The 18,158-nt window shown below is 40.8% G+C and carries 13 protein-coding genes; 7 read left to right on the top strand and 6 right to left on the bottom strand.

The genetic code is table 11. The annotated features are described in order from the left end of the window. Together lysS and prfB are read right to left on the bottom strand one after the other, a co-directional pair. Complete coding sequence (lysS, locus tag JXA84_01125; GenBank protein ID MBN1149804.1) at positions 1–1,464, bottom strand: lysine--tRNA ligase; 1,464 nt, start codon at positions 1,462–1,464, stop codon at positions 1–3. A gap of 11 nt (positions 1,465–1,475) precedes the next feature. Continuing rightward, positions 1,476–2,568 (bottom strand): peptide chain release factor 2 gene (gene prfB, locus JXA84_01120; GenBank protein ID MBN1149803.1). Its coding sequence is split into 2 segments (ribosomal slippage): positions 1,476–2,510 and positions 2,512–2,568, totalling 1,092 coding nucleotides; the frame shifts between segments, so codons are not numbered across the junction. A 243-nt stretch (positions 2,569–2,811) separates the two neighbouring features. Here prfB and JXA84_01115 point away from each other — a divergent pair. The 7 genes from JXA84_01115 (at position 2,812) to JXA84_01085 (ending at position 13,602) form a co-directional block, all read left to right on the top strand. Next, entirely contained in the window at positions 2,812–3,963 is a 1,152-nt protein-coding gene (locus JXA84_01115) for a glycosyltransferase family 4 protein (protein MBN1149802.1), read from the top strand. A 191-nt stretch (positions 3,964–4,154) separates the two neighbouring features. Then, complete coding sequence (locus JXA84_01110) at positions 4,155–4,943, top strand: hypothetical protein (protein ID MBN1149801.1); 789 nt, start codon at positions 4,155–4,157, stop codon at positions 4,941–4,943. Further along, a complete protein-coding gene (locus JXA84_01105; GenBank protein MBN1149800.1) occupies positions 4,900–7,338 on the top strand; it encodes a YfhO family protein in 2,439 nt (812 codons plus the stop codon). Before JXA84_01110 ends, JXA84_01105 begins: the two co-directional genes overlap by 44 nt. Next, positions 7,335–8,048, top strand: coding sequence for a polyprenol monophosphomannose synthase (locus tag JXA84_01100; GenBank protein MBN1149799.1), 714 nt, complete (start codon positions 7,335–7,337; stop codon positions 8,046–8,048). Before JXA84_01105 ends, JXA84_01100 begins: the two co-directional genes overlap by 4 nt. 95 nt (positions 8,049–8,143) lie before the next feature. Then, positions 8,144–9,433, top strand: a complete 1,290-nt coding sequence (locus tag JXA84_01095) for a sugar transferase (GenBank protein MBN1149798.1) — start codon at positions 8,144–8,146, stop codon at positions 9,431–9,433. 15 nt (positions 9,434–9,448) lie between these two features. Beyond that, positions 9,449–11,590 (top strand): T9SS type A sorting domain-containing protein, encoded by a 2,142-nt coding sequence (locus JXA84_01090; protein ID MBN1149797.1) that lies wholly within the window; start codon positions 9,449–9,451, stop codon positions 11,588–11,590. After that, positions 11,590–13,602 carry a hypothetical protein gene (locus tag JXA84_01085; GenBank protein MBN1149796.1) on the top strand — a complete coding sequence of 671 codons (2,013 nt, stop codon included), beginning with the start codon at positions 11,590–11,592 and terminating at the stop codon, positions 13,600–13,602. Before JXA84_01090 ends, JXA84_01085 begins: the two co-directional genes overlap by 1 nt. Here JXA84_01085 and JXA84_01080 read toward each other — a convergent pair. From JXA84_01080 to JXA84_01065, 4 genes are read right to left on the bottom strand one after another with little or no spacing between them, the layout of a single operon-like run. Continuing rightward, on the bottom strand, positions 13,599–14,867 hold the full coding sequence (locus JXA84_01080; GenBank protein ID MBN1149795.1) for a glycosyltransferase family 4 protein: 1,269 nt from the start codon (positions 14,865–14,867) through the stop codon (positions 13,599–13,601). The genes JXA84_01085 and JXA84_01080 overlap by 4 nt on opposite strands. Beyond that, entirely contained in the window at positions 14,842–15,849 is a 1,008-nt protein-coding gene (locus JXA84_01075; GenBank protein MBN1149794.1) for a hypothetical protein, read from the bottom strand. Before JXA84_01075 ends, JXA84_01080 begins: the two co-directional genes overlap by 26 nt. A gap of 2 nt (positions 15,850–15,851) precedes the next feature. Beyond that, on the bottom strand, positions 15,852–17,786 hold the full coding sequence (locus tag JXA84_01070; GenBank protein MBN1149793.1) for a hypothetical protein: 1,935 nt from the start codon (positions 17,784–17,786) through the stop codon (positions 15,852–15,854). Next, entirely contained in the window at positions 17,783–18,154 is a 372-nt protein-coding gene (locus JXA84_01065; protein ID MBN1149792.1) for a YraN family protein, read from the bottom strand. The genes JXA84_01070 and JXA84_01065 overlap by 4 nt, the downstream gene beginning before the upstream one ends. Between the last annotated feature and the right edge of the window lie 4 nt (positions 18,155–18,158).

Genomic DNA, 18,158 nt, shown 5'->3' with positions numbered 1-18,158 from the left:
CTATTCTCCTTGCTCGGTCTGCAGAGGTTTCAATTGAGGAAAAGTTATAACTTCTCTTATGCTGTCCGAAGCGGTAAAGAGCATTGCCATCCTGTCAATTCCCAGACCCAAACCTCCAGCGGGGGGCATTCCGTATGACATTGCTAGAAGAAAATCCTCGTCGATCGGTTCGTATTCCTTTTCTCCGGACTTCCTGAGCTCGTTCTGGTACTCAAGTCTTTTTCTCTGCTCTATCGGGTCGTTTAACTCGGAAAAACTGTTGCCGAGTTCCATTCCGAGAACGATGGGTTCAAATCTCTCAACAAGAGAAGGATCTTTCCTGTGAGTTTTAGCAAGAGGAGATATCTCCAAGGGATGGTCCATCACGAAGGAAGGCTGTATCAGATATGGCTGTACGAGTCCAGAAAAAAGCGCGTCGATAATTTTTCCCCTATGATTTTTCCTGTCGGTATCTATCCCCTTTTCTGTGCAGATTTGAATTAAGTCTTCTTTTGGAAGATTCCTAAGTTTTATACCTGCGGCGTCTTCGAGGGAACCGAAATAGTCAACCCTTTTCCACGGCTTTGAAAAATCCAGCTCTTCGCCCCTGATTTTAAGAAAAGGTTCTCCGTGCAGTTCAACGCACGTTTCCCTGAATATGTCTTCAGTCAATTTCATCATTTCATGGTAATCCACGTAAGCCCAGTAGGCTTCTACTTGCGTGAACTCTGGATTGTGGTCTTTGTCCATTCCCTCGTTTCTGAAATCTTTGGCGAATTCATATACCTTTTCAAAGCCGCCGATGAGAAGCCTCTTCAGGTAGAGTTCGTTGGAGACTCTTAGGTAGAAATCCGCTCCTAAAGAATTGTACTTTGTAACAAAGGGTTCCGCGAAAGCGCCTCCGTAAACAGGCTGAAGAACAGGCGTCTCGACTTCCAAAAAACCGAGCGAGTCCAGCTTTCTCCTCACAGTCCTGACAATTCTGCTTCTGGCTTCAATTTTCCGTCTCGACTCGGGGTTTGATATGAAATCCAGGTACCTCTGTCTGTATCTTGTCTCCGGATCTTTCAGGCCGTGGTACTTTTCCGGTAAATTCATAAGGGCTTTCGCCAAAAAACGCCAGGTCTTCACCCTTAAAGTTTTTTCGCCGGTTTTTGTCGTCATCAATGTTCCCTCCACGCCTACAAAATCTCCTATGTCGATTTTTTTTACCAGGTCGAAACTTTCTTCGCCTAGAGAATCGAGCTGAAAATACAGTTGCATCGACCCGGAAGAATCGCTTAAATGCGAAAAGACACTTTTACCGTGTCCCCTCATCGAAACTATCCTTCCCGCAAGAGAAATGATTTCTTCAGCGAGGTCTTCGAAATTTTCCAAAACTTCTTTTACTTCCCTGTTTTTATTGAAACTATAAGGGTATGGATCATGACCAGACCTGATGAGTTCTTCTCTCTTTTCGACTCTTATGTCATATTCGCTGCTCAAGTTTTCCTCCGTTATTTTTTGCCCGTATAGAGCAGGTAATTCCTAATAAAAGCGTCTATGTTTCCGTCCATTACTTTTTGAACATCCGAAGTCTCAAAATCTGTCCTGTGGTCTTTTACCTGAGTGTAGGGAGTAAAAACGTAACTTCTAATCTGATGCCCCCAGGCTATATCAGTTTTCTGGTTTTCGAGAACAGATTTTTTTTTCTGCTCCTCTTCAAGCATTTTTTGATAAATTTTCGATTTTAAAATTTTCATGGCGTTTTGTCTGTTCAAGATCTGGCTTCTTTCGCTCTGTGATTGAACGACAATTCCTGTCGGTATGTGAGTTATTCTAACCGCAGTGCTGACTTTGTTGACATTCTGACCTCCGGGCCCGGAACTCCTGAAAAAATCGAGTTTGAGGTCTTTTTCCAATATTTCAACCTCAATCTCGTCGTCGGCGAGTGGATAGACAAAAACCGAGACAAATGATGTGTGCCTTCGGTGGTTGGCGTCAAAAGGAGATATTCTGACCAGCCTGTGGATACCTCTTTCGCACTTTAAAAAACCATACGCACCCTCATGGTCAATCTCCAGAGTCGCGTCTTTAATTCCCGCTTCTTCGGCTTCCTGAATGTCGATTACTTTAAATTTCCAGTCATGTTTTTCAAAATACTTTATATACATCTTCAACAGCATTCCAGCCCAATCGCATGATTCAGTGCCTCCCGCGCCGGGATGAACGGTCATTATCGCTCCGAGGCGGTCCTCCTCCCCGTTAAGAGCGTTTTCCATTTCAACCTCGCCTATCTCTTCTTCAATTTTTTCAATCTCGTTTGATATCTCTTCAAGATCTTCATCTTCAAGAGATTCTGAGAGTTCAGAAACCGCACAGAGATCATCTGAAATCTTTTCAAATCTTTTGACGATCTCATCGTCAGAATTTAGTTTTTTAGACAATTCCCTCGCTTTTTTTATGTCGTTCCAGACTCCCGGTTCGAGCAACTTTTTCTGCGTGTCTGCTATAGCTTCTTTTCTAAGTGGTATATCAAAGAAACCTCCGCAGGTTTTCTGTTTTTGATCCCAACGAATTAACCCTATCCTTTATTTCTTTCCTCGTCATTTTATTCTCCTGATCGAAAACTTTTAATCTTACTTTTGCAAAAGCCAACACTCAAAAAGTAATTTTCCCCAACCAGACATCGTCTTCAACGCGATTACTTTTCATGATTTCCCGTAGAAATCAATTATGCTATTTTACAACTTCATATTTTCAGAATATTAAGATATTATGAAAACGCTAATAATGGAAGTTTTTAAAGGTTGACATTATAACAGTTGTACTGGAAGTAATCGATATTTTTTTATGAAAATTTGTTTCCTCACACATAATTATCCGAGATACGAAGGTGACTATTCCGGTTTTTTTATTAAAGATCTCGCTTTGTCTCTTTCAATGAGAGGACATGTTATCAAAGTTTTGACACCTCATGCTGAAGGCTCAGCTTTTCAAGAAAAAATTGCGGGTGTGGATATTATCAGGTTTGTTTATGGAAACAAAGAAGATATAGCATACACTGGCAACATGCATGGACTTATTCTCAATCCCAGTAAACTATGCCAGTTCTTACAGTATTTTAAAAGTTCATTTTCGCATACTAGAAGGATAATCCAATCTTGCGATGTCCTTCATGTGAATTGGATGGTGCCCTCAGGATTAATTGCTTCATTAATCCCGTCTAAAAAAAAGATAATAACTCTTCACGGCACAGATGTGAGAATTCTCTCAAATTCTATTTTCCCTTTTTTCGCAAAAAACCTTCTTGATAGATACCTTTTGACGACAACAGTATCAGATTTCCTTAGAGACGAAATAAACAAATGGGGTTATTCCGGGGAAAAATTGGTTGTTCCAATGACTGGAAATTTGGATTGTTTTATAAATTTTGAAAAAGAGATAAAAACAAAACCAGTCAATTTTTTGACAGTTTCCAGGTTATCAAAACAAAAAAATGTCGAAGTCGTACTCAAATCCATGCGTTTGTTGAAAATGGAAAATTTCGAGTTTAAATATACGATAGTAGGCGATGGAGAAGACAGGCAAAGATTAGAAAACTTGTCGAAATCGCTGTCTTTAGGTGATGAAGTTATTTTTACAGGCAGTGTTCAAAGGGAGAGAGTTAGAGATTTTTTAAAAGCGAATGACGTTTTTATTTTGCCCTCGTTTAAGGAAGGTTTTGGCATATCAGCATTAGAAGCTATGTTTTCGGGATTAGCGCTAGTAGTTGCAAAATCAGGCTCTCTTGTAGGCTTCGTGGAAGATGGAAAGTGCGGATACTTCTTTGATCCGTTTTCTTGGCAGGATTGTGTTCGGGTTCTGAAAAATGTAATTTTAGATGAAGAAAGCACAAAAAAAATCGCCCGTCAGGGAAGACAAAAAGCTGTAGATTCATTTTCTTTTGATATACAAATAGATTTATGGGAGAGAACATACGCCAAGATAAACGCACTGAAATGAAGAGACAACTATTGCGTAATAATATTAAAAAGATTTCTTTTCGTGTTTTGGGCACTTTAGTAATAATTCTTTCCATGCTGTACCTTGGGAAAAGTGTTTACGGCAATTGGAATCAAATTCGAAATATCTCTTGGAGACCTAATCTATTTTTCCTGTTTCTGTCTTTTTCAATAGAATTATTTGTTCAAATAATGGGAGTTTTTTTCTGGACCAAAATTATTAAGTTACTGGGAGCCAGCATTGTGCTTAAAAAGGCTTTAAAAATATGGTTTATCTCTTCTCTCGGGAGGTACTTGCCAGGAAAAGCATGGCATTTATTGGGAATGATGTTCCTCCTCTCAAAAGAAGGAATACCCGTCGAAGTTGCAATTACATCGTCTTTTTTTGTCCAAGTTTACTCGCTTATTCCTGGTATCATTATCTCCGCGTTTTCGATTATGCCTTTTTTAGGGGAATCAAGACTAATCCTTTCGATACCACTAATATCTTTCGGAATTTTAATTGTTCTGTTCATCTCGCATCCAAGAATCATTGGAAAACTTATTCAATTTTTAGCTAAAAAACGAGGAAAGAGCATTATCGCGCCTGGAATCAGCCCCATTAATTCATTTCTGATACTTTTATCCTACCTGATATACTGGGTTTTGAGAGGATTCGGATTTTTTCTTTTTATAAAGTCGTTCTATTTTGACATTGGTGTTCGTTCGCTACCTCTTGCTGTTTCTGTTTTCAGCTCCAGTTATATTATTGGACTTTTATTTCTATTATCACCGGGTGGAGTTGGAATTAGGGAAAGTGTGATGTTGAAAATGACCAATAGCTTGTTGAAGATTCCGACCGGTATAGCATCAGGCTTGACAATTTTCAACAGAATATGGTTGACATTCATTGAATTTATCTGCCTTTTAATGGCTCTTGCTATCAATTGGAGGGGAAATGCCAAACATGAAAAAAAACGGAAAAAAGAAAATTATCAATGATATATCCTGGAAAATTGCTTTTCCAATTCTGTTTATTTTGCTTCTTATTGCTTTTTGGAAAATACTGATTCCCGGAAGAATCCTCGACTGCGGAGATCAACTAATGGGAATACCTTTCAAGATTTTCGCGGCAGAAAACCTGCGTTCAGGTGATTTTTTACCCAAATGGAACCCTTTTCTTTTCGGAGGTTTTCCTTATATTGGCGGAATGCACGGAGACGTGTTATTTCCGAGCGCTTTTTTAAGAATAATTTTCTCTCCAGAATACGTAATCGCTCTCGTTTTCTTTATTCACTTTTTTATAGCCGGTATCTTTTCATACCTTTTTGCAAAACAACTCGGCGCTGGAGGGATTGAATCCCTCGTTGTCGCAATAATGTATATGTTTTCCGGGATAATAATATCCCAGGTCAATCCAGGTCATGATGGAAAAGTTATAGTAGAGGCACTGACTCCTGGAGTTTTGTTTTTTATCTCAAAAGGAATCAAAACAAAAAGAATTCTTCCTTTTCTGTTTGCCGGAGGATTATTATCGCTTTGCTTGATATCTCCCAATGTCCAATTGACTTATTATCTGATGTTGGGATCCTTCGTTTGGTTTCTTTCTGAATCAATTGGAACAAACGGAAAAAATTGGAGAGAATACTTAAAAGATTTTTCTTTCGCGTTCGCAGGTCTATCTCTGGGACTTGCGATTTCCGCGGCTCAATTTATACCCTTTCTTGAATACAGCTCAATCTCTCCGCGGCAAGCCGGCAGAGGGTGGGATTTTGCAATAAGCTGGTCGATGCATCCAAATGAATTTTTTGACGTCATGTTCAGAGGTTTTTCAGGGTTGAAAGAGAACTACTGGGGACAAAATCCGTTCAAGCTGCACACTGAATATATGGGCTTCTCTGTCTTTTTAATAGCTGTATTGTCTTTTTTTGCTAGAGAGAAAAAAGATCTGCGAAGGGCTTTAACTCTGTTATCCATTGCAATTTTTTTCCTCTTAGTGTCTTTCGGAGGGCATACTCCCTTTTACAAACCTTTTTATCTTATTATACCAGGATTTAAGAATTTCAGAGCTCCCAGCATTTCTTTCTTTATGTTCACTGTTTGCTTAATAGGACTTGCCTCGCTTGGATTTAAACAGCTAAAAGAAAACAAAAAAGCTCATATCATTCTCACTTATGCAGCGCTGATTTTTCTCGCTTTGATATTAATTTCACCCGCATTTTACCAAATTTTAGCTTCTCATTCCCAAAAATCGGATATTGCCTATTCTTATAAACCTGAATTCCAAAAATCTTTGATACTATCAATAATGGCTTTGATTCTCACGTTTTCCTGCGCTTTTTTTGCGGTAAAAAAAAGCGAAAAAAAGTTTTTCTTTGTTGGGATTCTCGCGTTGATTGTATATTTTGATTTATCTTCACTGACCGGTAAATTCGTCGATCATATAAAAAATGAAGATGGACTTTTTTTAAAAGGTTCAGATCTTTATGGTCCAGATCAAATTATCACAAACATCAAAGCGATCGACTCTCTCGCGAGGGTGATGCCTACATCCTATTTTGATCTGAAAATCACTCAAAACGGAGTCTACCCAGTCGATAATCATTCATCCGATAATTACCTCATGGCAAACCGGTTGTATTCTCCCGGAGGGTACCATGGAAACCAAATCCAAAGGTACCAGGATTTGATAGGACTCCCGACCACTATAATGTTTCAAAACGGCGGCGTTTTGTCGGATAACATAAACCTCTGCAGGCTTCTCGGAATTAAATTCCAACCTGTAAGCAAAATTGTTTTCAACGAGATATCGAGGCTGATCGCTGAAGAGCCTGCAAAAGCAGCTCAGTTTGCTGACATGTTCGGGGTAGGTAAAACAGGCCTTATCAGAATGTCGACCGGGAAAATCATCGACGCGGGTAATATGGTTCTGCTCGTTGACACATTGGCTCTACCGAAAATTTTCTCAGTCAGCTCTTTTACGGTAACAGAAGATGATGATTTATGTCTGTCTATGGTTCACGACGAAACAATAGATTTCTCTCAAAAAGCCATTTTATCGCAAGATCCTGGGATAGCCGAAAGTTTCGAAGGTAAAGCTCAAATAACCGAATATTCTCCGGACAGAATTCGGGCGGACATTATTACCCAAGGGCCCTCCGTTTTCATAGTCAACGACAATTATGCGCAGGGTTGGAAGGCTTACATTGACGGAAAGGAGACTCCAATTCTCAGGGCGAATTATTCCTTGAGAGCCGTCGCTGTTCCTTCTGCCGGAGAACACGAATTGCTGATGATTTACAGCCCTCTATCTGTTAAAATTGGATACGCGATAACTATTACAGCGGTAATTATTTGGTCAATTCTCACGGTTTTCAGTTGGAGGAAGAAATTATGAAAGCCCTCGTAATCGTCCCGACATACAACGAGATTGAGAATGTTGAAAAAATAATTGAGAGAATTCTCCAGCAGGATAACAGGCTTGAAATCCTCATCGTGGATGATAATTCTCCTGACAAAACAGGAGACAGAGTACTCGACCTCAGCAAAACTCAACCGAGAATCCATCTGAAAAGACGCCCTGAAAAGTTAGGCCTCGGAACCGCTTACGTCGAAGGCTTTAAATGGGCGATTAAAAATAATTATGACTGCGTTTTCGAAATGGACGCTGATTTTTCTCACGACCCCGCCATGTTGCCTTTTTTTTTAGAAGAGATCAAAAACTACGACCTTGTGATCGGCTCAAGGTACATAAAAGGCGTAAGTGTCATTAACTGGCCAATGAGCAGGTTGATTTTGAGTTATTTCGCAAATAAATACGCTTCTTTAGTGACCGGATGCCCAATTAAAGATCTGACCGGAGGGTTCAAGTGCTTCAGAAAAGAAGCTCTTGAATCGCTTGACTTAAACCGAATACATTCTGATGGATACTCTTTCCAAATTGAAATTGACTTCAAGGTGTATTCAAAAGGTTTGAGGGTGAAAGAAATTCCGATCATATTTTCAGACCGGACAGAAGGAAAAAGCAAGATGTCGAAAAAAATCATCTGGGAAGCGATTTTCATGGTCTGGAGGCTCAGACTCGCAAAATTGTTCAGAACCTTATGATTGTCAGCAAGACAGATAAAATCAACAAATACTTTTGTCTCTGGGACATAATATCCACTCTTGCTCTTTTCATTTTCTTTCAATTCTTTGTCAACATGTTTTTCGCCGAGACATCTTATCAGACAGTTCTTCAGCGGTTTCAAAGACTTCCTTGGGTCACTCCCTTGATCTGTGTTTTGTGGGCGTTTTTTTTAAACTCTTTCGGAACTTACCCGAATACCGAGACACGCAAAACATGGGAACTCTTAGGGCCTGTTCTTAAATCAATAGCTACATCCGGGAGCATACTGGGCCTTTTTTTCTTCCTGACCAAATCTTATATTCAAAGCAGAGCGGCTTTTATATTGTTTATTTTAGCCAACATCGTGATGATTGTATTCAACAGGTTTATTTTGTTGAAGATAAGAAACAAAGTTTTAAAACTGAACATAATCATAATAACTGACGATCTGCAAAACAGAAACCTCGAAAAGGTAATAAGAAAGAACCTTTCAGTTGGGAAAAAAATCCTTGAAACCATAAAAGTCACCAAAGGGATGAGCACTGAAAATTTACAGAATGTTTTCAAAAAAATAAGTTTTGGCACCGTCGACTGGATAGTTGTGGGACTGGGTCCGGAAAATCGTGTTCATATAGAACCCCTGGTCACGTTTTGCGAAGAAAAAGGAGTCCCAACCTCCTTATTGATCGATCTATCTGTCAAACCGAAAATTTCCTGGCTTAAAGTCGAAGAGATATCAGGCTTACCGTTCTTCACATTTTACACAACTACGGGAAGAATCTGGGGACTGATAATGAAAGATATTATAGATAAAACACTCGGTATTCTCGGGCTCATTCTGACTTCACCTTTGCTGATTCTTACTGGTTTTGCTATAAAGCTGTCTTCACCCGGTAAAGCTATATTCAGCCAGACTCGATGCGGTTTAAACGGGAAAACATTCAAGATGCTGAAGTTCAGAACTATGCGCGAAGGTTCTGAGGAACTTCTGCCATCTCTTCTTGAAAAAAACCTCGTTAAGGGATTCGCTTTCAAACATCCCAAAGACCCGAGAATCACTAAACTTGGGAAATTTCTAAGAAGGTGGAGCCTTGACGAGCTTCCACAGTTGATAAACATCGTAAAAGGCGACATGAGTTTTGTTGGCCCGCGTCCGCCTCTGCCGGAAGAAGTAAATTTGTATCAAAACTGGCAGAAAAGAAAACTATCGATGAAGCCGGGTTTGACCTGCCTATGGCAGATAAGAGGCAGAAACAAAATACTTGATTTCGATAAATGGGTTAAAATGGACTTGGAATACATTGACAATTGGTCTTTGTGGCTTGATATTAAAATAATGATACAGACGTTCCCTGCAATAGTCAGTGGGATGGGCGCTTACTAAAAAAACGGAGGCAAAATGTTTTTTTTCGCATTCATCGCCTTTTTACCGCTATCTCAAAACGGCGTTACAGTTTACACCTCTCACTCTCAGGTTAACAGGCTTTCCTACCTCAAAGGAAACCTTATAACAATGAGTTCAGGCGGAATATGCATGACCGACTCTTCGGGCCAAAACATATTGATAAATAATTCCACCGGTTTACTCGACAATGACGTTATGGACGTGGTTTTGGACGGTGACGAAAATATTTTTGCAGGTTCTTCAAACGGAATAACGGTTTTTTCAAATGACCTCTCGCGTTACCTTCAGTTGACATCGTATTTTCAAGGTCTCCCCCATGGCCGTGTAAAGGAACTCGAGCTCAGAAACGACTCACTTTGGGCAGGAAGCGAAAACGGCTGTTGGTTTTGGAACACCGGAGGAGAACCTTTTAACTTTTCATCGGCGAATTCCTCAAAATTTTTATCCGGTGAAGATGTCTCTTCCCTTTTGTTATATGAAAACAACCTTTTTGTCGGATCCATCGGACAGCTCGTTAAAGTACCCACGACCACTTACGGTGACACGTCAACCTACACGGTATATTCAAAAGGTTTGAGCTCCCAGGATACAATTTTATCCGTCGTCATTTTCAAGGATACTATCTGGATATCAACAAACTCACAGATAAAAATTTTAATCGGTGACAGTTTCGTGTCGGGACATTATTCATCCAGGAGAATGAGGCTGTCGTCTCTTCAAGACTCTCTTTTTGTCAACGACTACGACAATTACGCTGTCAGAAGGTGGGTTAACGGATCCTGGGAGCAATACGGACCTGGCTTGCCTTCAAGACCAGTAAGTGTTTCAGTGGATTCTGAAGGCAAAATATACTGCGGAACAGAGAATTCCTCCAATTATTATTACAGTTCGAATTCCTGGAATCAGGATATGCCTCCGGGGCTTTTCAAACCTCTCGCTTCCGCCGCCGCTATGCTGCCAAACGGAATTATTGCCGCCGTGCATTTCGGCAACGATTACAGCGACGCCGTTTCCCTGAGGTACCCGGACGGAGAATGGAAAACAATAACTTCTTTGAATTACGACACTACCGGAGATTGGGGCGCGGGAAAGTTCATATCTGTGAGAGACGACTCATCTTTTGTCATAGGCGTCTGGGGAAGACCCGGCGGCCTGATCTTCTTGTACCCCGGGGCTTCAAGCCAAGACAGCCTACACTACGACAAACTACTCCTGCCTTATACTCCTTCTGGAAATCAGCAGCCAATAAGCGCCATGCACGTAGATCCAAACGGCGACGTCTGGTGCGCTTCCTTCGACAATCAAGCGCCTTATCTTTTCAGGGTAAAACCTGACAACTCTGTTGAATCTTTTTTCAATAACCTTTTCATATACACCTACTCAATATGTATGCTCAAAGACGGCCGAGTGGCTTTTGGGACGGCTCATCTCAACTCAAACGGTTTTACAGCTATTTTAAATCCCGAGGATTCTTCGGTGACCTCTGAAGTGCTCGAGCTTTCAGGAAACGATATAAACGCGATCGACAATTACAAGGGAGACCTCATATTTATAGGGTCAAACGGCGGCATCAACACATTCGATGTGTCAGCATACCAGGTAATCGACACAATAACCAGCGCCAGCACTCAAGGCGGACTGATAGGATCCTCTGTAGTCTCATTGCTCCACATACCCGGCAACGGACTTTGGGCGCTTTGCCAAAACGCCGGATTGTCGCACAGAAAAGAGGACAGCACATGGGAGAAGTTCGAATATCCTGACGTTCTTCCCGGAATCCCGGTCGGCAACAACAGAGGAGGCCTTTTTTATCAGCCGGACACAGGCTTACTCCTCGTTCCGACGAGCAATGGCCTATGCCTCTTCCCTATTGAAGCTGATCAGACATCGCACGATGGAGAAATGTTCATCTATCCCAATCCATGGAGGCTTGATTGTTCATTGACAATTGAAACTACTCCAGGGGATCTTTTCGTTTACTCGCTTGACGGAAATCTTGTCTTTCAAACATCTTCAGCAAACGGTAACTTTGTCATACAGGAGCAGTCACTGGATGAAATCGCGTCAGGTCTATATTTCGTAATTTCCAAATCAGGCGATTCGACAGCGAGGGGAAGGCTCGTAATAGTAAGGTAATGGGCGCTTATATCCAGCTTTCAGATTTTCTTTGTTCAGCAGAATCAAACTCCCTTTACGCCGAAAGGCTTAAAAAACAAGGTTACGGACCTTTTTCATCTCATACCCTGCGTTTGACAAGATCTGTAACAGGCGCTTCTCATTCCAAATTTGCTACAGCATTCGTAGAGAAACACAGAAAGACAGGTGTGATAAGAGTCACCTTCGAAAAAAACTTAAAAACCGAGCTCTCTGAAATGTTGATGAAAACCTTGACAAAAAAAAATTTTGAGAGAAACATTGAACTGGAAAAATCCCTTTATCACTTGTATTCAAGAATTTCAGAAAAAGATCCTGACCTAATACCTGTCCTTGATTCTGCTGTTTATAAAATTTCTGAAATAGCAGTTTCACCGATAATACTTTCTCTAAACCCGAGAGAGGCAGTCAGCAAAGCCACTTCCGTAGCATCGAGGTTGAGAGAGACCCTGAGAATTGTAAGGAACCTTTTGAAAGGAAGAAACGCGCAATTTAACGTCTGGCTTGACCTGACGATATTACCCGTCATAGGCCCCGTGTGGGATGAAATGTCCCTTGAGATAACTTCAAACATAATAAGCGAACTCGGTCTTCCGCCCACATTGTTTTCAACGATATACAAACTCGTCTCCAAATTTGCCATATCAAAAGAGACAAGTAAATTTATTGAAGAAAAGACTAAGTTCAACCAAGATGAAGTCTACGTGTTAGAAGAGAGAATCAGAAGATTGGGCTCAGAAATTTCAATAGAAGATTTAAAAAAAATCGAAAAAGCCGCCAAAAGAAATTCGATAGACATCGGCAAAGGTTTGCAGAAGATGACAGAAAAACAATCCCTGACGTTTTCCGACGTCATGAATTCATTCGAAAATCTTTTTGAAATCATCGCCTTTCCTCCGGGAGAACTACTTGGATTGATTTCAGACGAACTGACACAACAGTATAAATTCATCTCCAAAATTCAGAAAAAAGACTCTGTATCAGAGCAGGAAATCATAATTTTGAGAAACCTAAACCTCGCAGGAAAAAAATACATCGCTGACGCAAAAGGAGCCCTTGACGGTGTCAGGGCAATAATAATCGGAGTTTTTGAACCTATAATGATGGCTAAATCTTTCATGGAGGCGACCAAAATATGGCCGGATGAAGAGCTCTGTGAAAACTGGAAGCCATCGGACATAGCCAACCATGCAGCGCTCATCCTCGTGGAAAACAACAATTTTTACAGGTTCGGACTCCAAGGACAAGCGGTTCTTCAAAGAAACCAATACAATCAGCTTTTCAAAGAAATTGACGAAAAAATCGAATCTTCATCTTCCATACTAACCCTGGTTTTCGGAGACATAGACACGTCATCCGAAGAAGACACCGAAGGTCTTTTTTCAAGCGTCCTCGAAATAATCGAAAACATAAAAAAAGCAGGCCTTTCTGTCAAATCTTTCGGACCTCTTACTTTCGCCGTAATTGCGGACAACAGAGACTACGGGGCTCGTAAAATCGCTCAAGTTCTAGACGCCCTCATTCCGCTAGATGAGACTCCAGTCCCGGGAATAGGTCTGGCTTCGGCTCCTTACGGGGCAGGATTTATCTCCAAGGAATACCCTGAAGGGGTTTTGGTGGCGGTCGGGGAGACAATTAAGCGCTCCATGATACTTTCGCGTCTCTCTTGGAGCGTCAAAAGAGTCCTTTGCGACCTGTCATCAGCCCTCTCCTTGATTAAATACTGCGAAGAGTTCAAAATATTCCCTTACAAAAGCGCTTCCTTCATCCAGCCAGAAGACCCCAGGGAAATCTTAGCGGAGATTCTCTACAGAAGGACTGAACCCCACGACATCGTCATGTCATCGCCTCCTCTTCACCTTCAGTTTTTCGGAGCTCTCAACAAGACCAGACAATTGATTTCTACCGAGGATTACGGCGGTGAATTAGCCACCTTGACCGGCGCTAACATCGAAAGCCCGGTTTTTTCAATAACAAAAAAAAATGTGGTTTAACCCGCAACCTTATCGAGCTCGGCGCATAGCACACCCGTAAGGTGCTTCCTTTCGTATTGGGGAAATCTCTTTTTAGAGTATAATTCACCTTTTAATTTTTTTTCATACAAATCTGTTATGATCTCGGAAAGCTTCTCGCTGTCTTCCGGCGGTACCACAATTCCTGCTCCTGTTTTCATGATGACATCGGCGGCATCCGTTATTTCGGAGACGGATGCCAAAATTGGAAGCCCCAAACCCAAATAATCAAAGAGTTTCCCTGTAGAAACGGATCCCCCCTCTGACTTGTCAACGTATAACCACATCGCATCGGCTTTTTGAGCGGCGAGAATAGCCTCTCTGTGTTCGAGATAACCGAGGCTTTCAACCCTGTCCTTTATTCCCAATCTTTCAGCCGCTTCGAGTGCGCTGCCGGAATTTTTCCCTACGAAAACGGCTTTTACATTTTTATCATTTATTAACGACAAGGCTTCAAGCAGGACATCAGCTCTTCTGCCCCTCCAAAGCGAGCCCATGTGACACACCGAGAATCCATCTTTCTTTTCAGTTAAATCCTGTCGAAAATCTTCTGGGTCATAGCCATGCGGTATCACTACCGAATGGACTTTTCCCAGTCTCTCATCGATACCTTGCTTGATTTTACTGTTTATGACTGTTACGAGAGAGGAGTGATTGATTATCGCTCTTTCGAGTCCGCTATTAATTTTTTTGTGAAAAGGCGTGGCGTTCGGAAAAAGATCTTCATCAATCCATGGGTCTCTGAAATCAATGACGAGAGGAATTCCTCTTCTTTTGCTTACAATAAAACCCGCGATCGAAGAAGAGAAAGGCGGTACAGAACACATAATAGCGTCAAACTTTGTTCTCAAACAAAGTTTTAAAGCGTAATCCGCGCAAAGAGGCACCCATCCTATTTCAGGGTCGGGCAATGCGAAAGTTCTCGATTTGCCGAACTTTGAAAGACTGTTTTCTTTTCTTTTTAAAAACAAATTTTCCGTCATGGAAAAATGAAAATGGTCCAAAGAAGGAACACGGTGTATTTCCACAGAATTTTCCACCTCTTTTAGCAGGCTTTGGTCAAACGCGTAATACCATCGTGGTTTGGAAGTTAGAACAGTGGCTTCCCATCCGAAATAATTCAGGTATTTCATGAATTTTGTCTGACGCTGCACACCTGAAAGACCCATCGGAGGGAAGAAATAGGATATAAAAAGGAGTTTTTTGTGATTTCTGTTCAATTCAACGTGACGATGCTTCGTAGACAACTTTTCCTCCAACTCTCCTGAACTTGATTGTGAAATCCGAGGTTTGGAGGCTGTCCGTGTAAGGATAGACCCCGTTTGAAACAACGCTTCCAATCATATTTTTTTCCAACAACCGATTCTCTGTCATGCTGCCGGAAACGTTGCTCTTTGCGCCGAAACCTTCCTTTGACAAGAACACCGCCGTCAAGGTAAGCGAGGATCCTATTATAAAAACAAGCATAGCGAAAAACAAAAAAGACAGGAAATTAAAATCTATTTTTTTCTCCGGAAGAATTTCATCTGACTTTTTTTTCAGAATTGAAATCGCCTTTTTTTGATTCAAAGAAGCTATTGTCTTATAAATTTTCACCCTTGAAGGTATGGGAAGCCGGAGTATTTCGTCCAAGTATTTCTTGTTTCCCACGAAATTGTAAATAAATCTTTCTTCTCTCGTTAGTTTATCGGGAGATATGCTGTTGACTGAAATCAAAGTCTCTTCATCGCCGATAGACTCAACTATCAATTCCATGTTTTCGACGTATTTCAAATAATCGTTCCAAAGAGAATCTAGATCCTCTTCAAATTCAAGATCAGACCTAGGATACAGCAATTCGTTTTCAGCGAAAGTCGTTCCTGTCACCTCTTCGTCCTTAAGAGAAAAAACATTGAAAGCTATTTCACGAATTTTACCTTTTATGAATTTAATCCTTCTATCGGGTGAAAGGTTATACGATCCTGAAAGCAATTCGCCTGGGCTGAGTCCCTTTTCCTGCGACAATTTGTCAAGGCCGTCGAATTCTTCGTCGTTTATGAGTTCGCTGTTCGTCTGCAGATAAAACCATAGGGGTACAGCTTTCCCTTCTTTTGTCTGCCAAATAGCGGCTTTTATTTTTCCGGATGAAAGGCCGAGATATATGTTGTCTCCTTTATCTGTGATTATAGTCAATATGCCGCTTCTTTCTTCTTTACTCATTTTTGTCATCATGTCGTGTATCATGCTCATTTTCATTCCTTCGAAATTAAATATGAAGACAATCCGAAAAGTATATATATCAGAGCAAAAGCGCCTATAAAAATGACAGGCTTGGAACCCTCAAAGCCGTTTGATTTAACAAAAATCACATAGAACAAAGTCACGATGAGAGCAGTCAAAACTGCGAAATCAAATCTGAATCCTTTTCCTTTTAAATTATGGAAAAAACCGGGGAGAAGCATTGAATAGGCAAAAAACAGTTTTTTCCTTTTGTTTTGCAAAGATTCGGAAATTTCGTTGACAAGCTGTTTTTCATCAGCAAGTTTACCCAACTTTTCGATTCGCGCGATGCAGGTCGAACATAGAACGGTTCCTTTATGATTCCTTTTGCACAAATTGCAGACAGGCATCCCGCAGAGACTGCAAAATTCTATGGAAATTTTTCTAAACGCCAGGAAATTAAGAAAAAAACCCAAAGCGAGAAAAATCAAAATCCAAAAAACTGTTTTCTTCAAACCCGGGACGAAAAATGCAGAATACTTTGTATCGTATACAGGTTTTTGAGACATCAATTCCGAATATCTAGGCTTTATCTCAGGAATAATATCCACCGTCAAAAACTCGGAAGTAGGCAGAAGGGAAAGTCTCCCAAAACTTTTTTCTTCGAGGAAATCCGGGGATATTCTTTCAAGAGTAGTTTTGAAGTATTCAGAACTCTCCCTTTGAAAGTTTTTTAAATGATAAACGTAGAGGTTGTAGTTTATCGCCGGTTCAAAGCTGTCGATTCTCCACGCGCTCTGAAAACATTGATAAGCCGAATCTTTCAGCCCCATGTCGAAAAATAGACAGCCCCTGTTGTTGAGGATCATTTCCCGGGGAAATGAATCTGCTATTCGGGAATAGAGTTCCTGGGCAGAGTTGAAATCTCTGTCTCTTCTGCACAAAATCGCATTTGCGAAAACTTCTTCGGCAGAAGCGCTGTCTCCCGGGGAAGGATTGCCCCCCCCCTCAAAGCAGTGAATACGTTCATACACTGCCATCTCATCTGAATGGACTGCATAACCGCGCAAAGTCGCGCTGATTTCTACAGATAAAATCGAGAGGAGAAAAGCTCCAATCCCCGTAAAAGTCAAAATCACCTTTTCCTTTTTTTTCATGAGAGGAAAAGATAAGCCAAAAAGAAGAGAACCGAGGTAGAAAGGTTTTCCCGCTAAAATGAAAAATGAGGCAAGTATCAACGAAGAAGAAAATTTTGAAGACAATTCAAGGCGCAGAAATTTTCTGGAAAAATGATAAATCGCATGCCAGATATAGGCAGCGTTCTTGAAAAAAGCGCAAATAATAATGTAGAAACCGAAGAAAAGGAAAAACACGGCGAGGAAGTATAGAGGAGAGGAAACAAATTGGATTAACCTCCACGGATTTTTCAACATGTATAAATAAGATAGTATTTCAGGAAATAACTCTGAAAAACGCCTTTTCTTCCATAGAATTGTTATTATTTTTTTTGCTACATCTTCGTCTTGGTCAAAACTTCTCGAAAGGTTCAACAAAACAAGCTGCTGCTCTTCTGATGCTTCTTGGAGAGATATTTTATAAAAGTATGAACCCAAATGTTTCGATCCGCGAAGCCCTTTGGAAGCCAGTATATCCCTTATCCACTGCAGTTCTTCGTCTTTCACTTGATCAGTTTTTGCAAGTTGAAAAAAATAAAAATGCAAAAAAAGATTGTTCGAAGCCATGCTATCGGCTTTTTTTTCGCTGTTTTCCTCCAAAACAAAAACCCTGAATACATTGTTTTTTTCTGCTTCAAGAAGCAGGTTTTCAATTTCACTTCCCGGTATTTTCATCACGCTGTCAATGGAGGATGTCTCAAAAGCTTCGTAGAGTTCTTTTTGAGCTTTTAAAAGGTCTGACGGGACAGTCAGATTCAAAAAAGAAACCAAGATTGCTGTTAATAACGTCATGCCCAGTCCGATAACGCGTTTTCAATATGAGTCAAATTGCCGGATTCGAGGTCAACGCATATAAGATCCAACCTCACGTCTACCTTGCCCCAGAGCTTGTTTTCCACCAAATAAGCTTTTACGGCATGTAAAAAAGTCATTTTTTGCTTTCCTCTCCAAGCCTCAAGGTCTTTGTCCCAACTCTCGCCACTTCTTGTTTTAACTTCAACGAAAACAGCAGTCTTCTTGCGGCGCGCGATAATGTCTATTTCGGCCTTCCCTTGCCTGAAGTTGCGTTTTATGACATTGTAGCCTTTTTTTTTGAGATATTCAACGGCGATATTTTCACCGAATAAACCGGTAGTAATTTTATGATGCCTTTTTTGCAAACCG

The organism is candidate division WOR-3 bacterium, assembly GCA_016926475.1.
Classification (GTDB): domain Bacteria; phylum SDB-A; class SDB-A; order SDB-A; family SDB-A; genus JAFGIG01.
The sequence above is the reverse complement of the archived record's forward strand: the minus strand, read 5'-3'. Positions and strand labels throughout refer to the sequence as shown.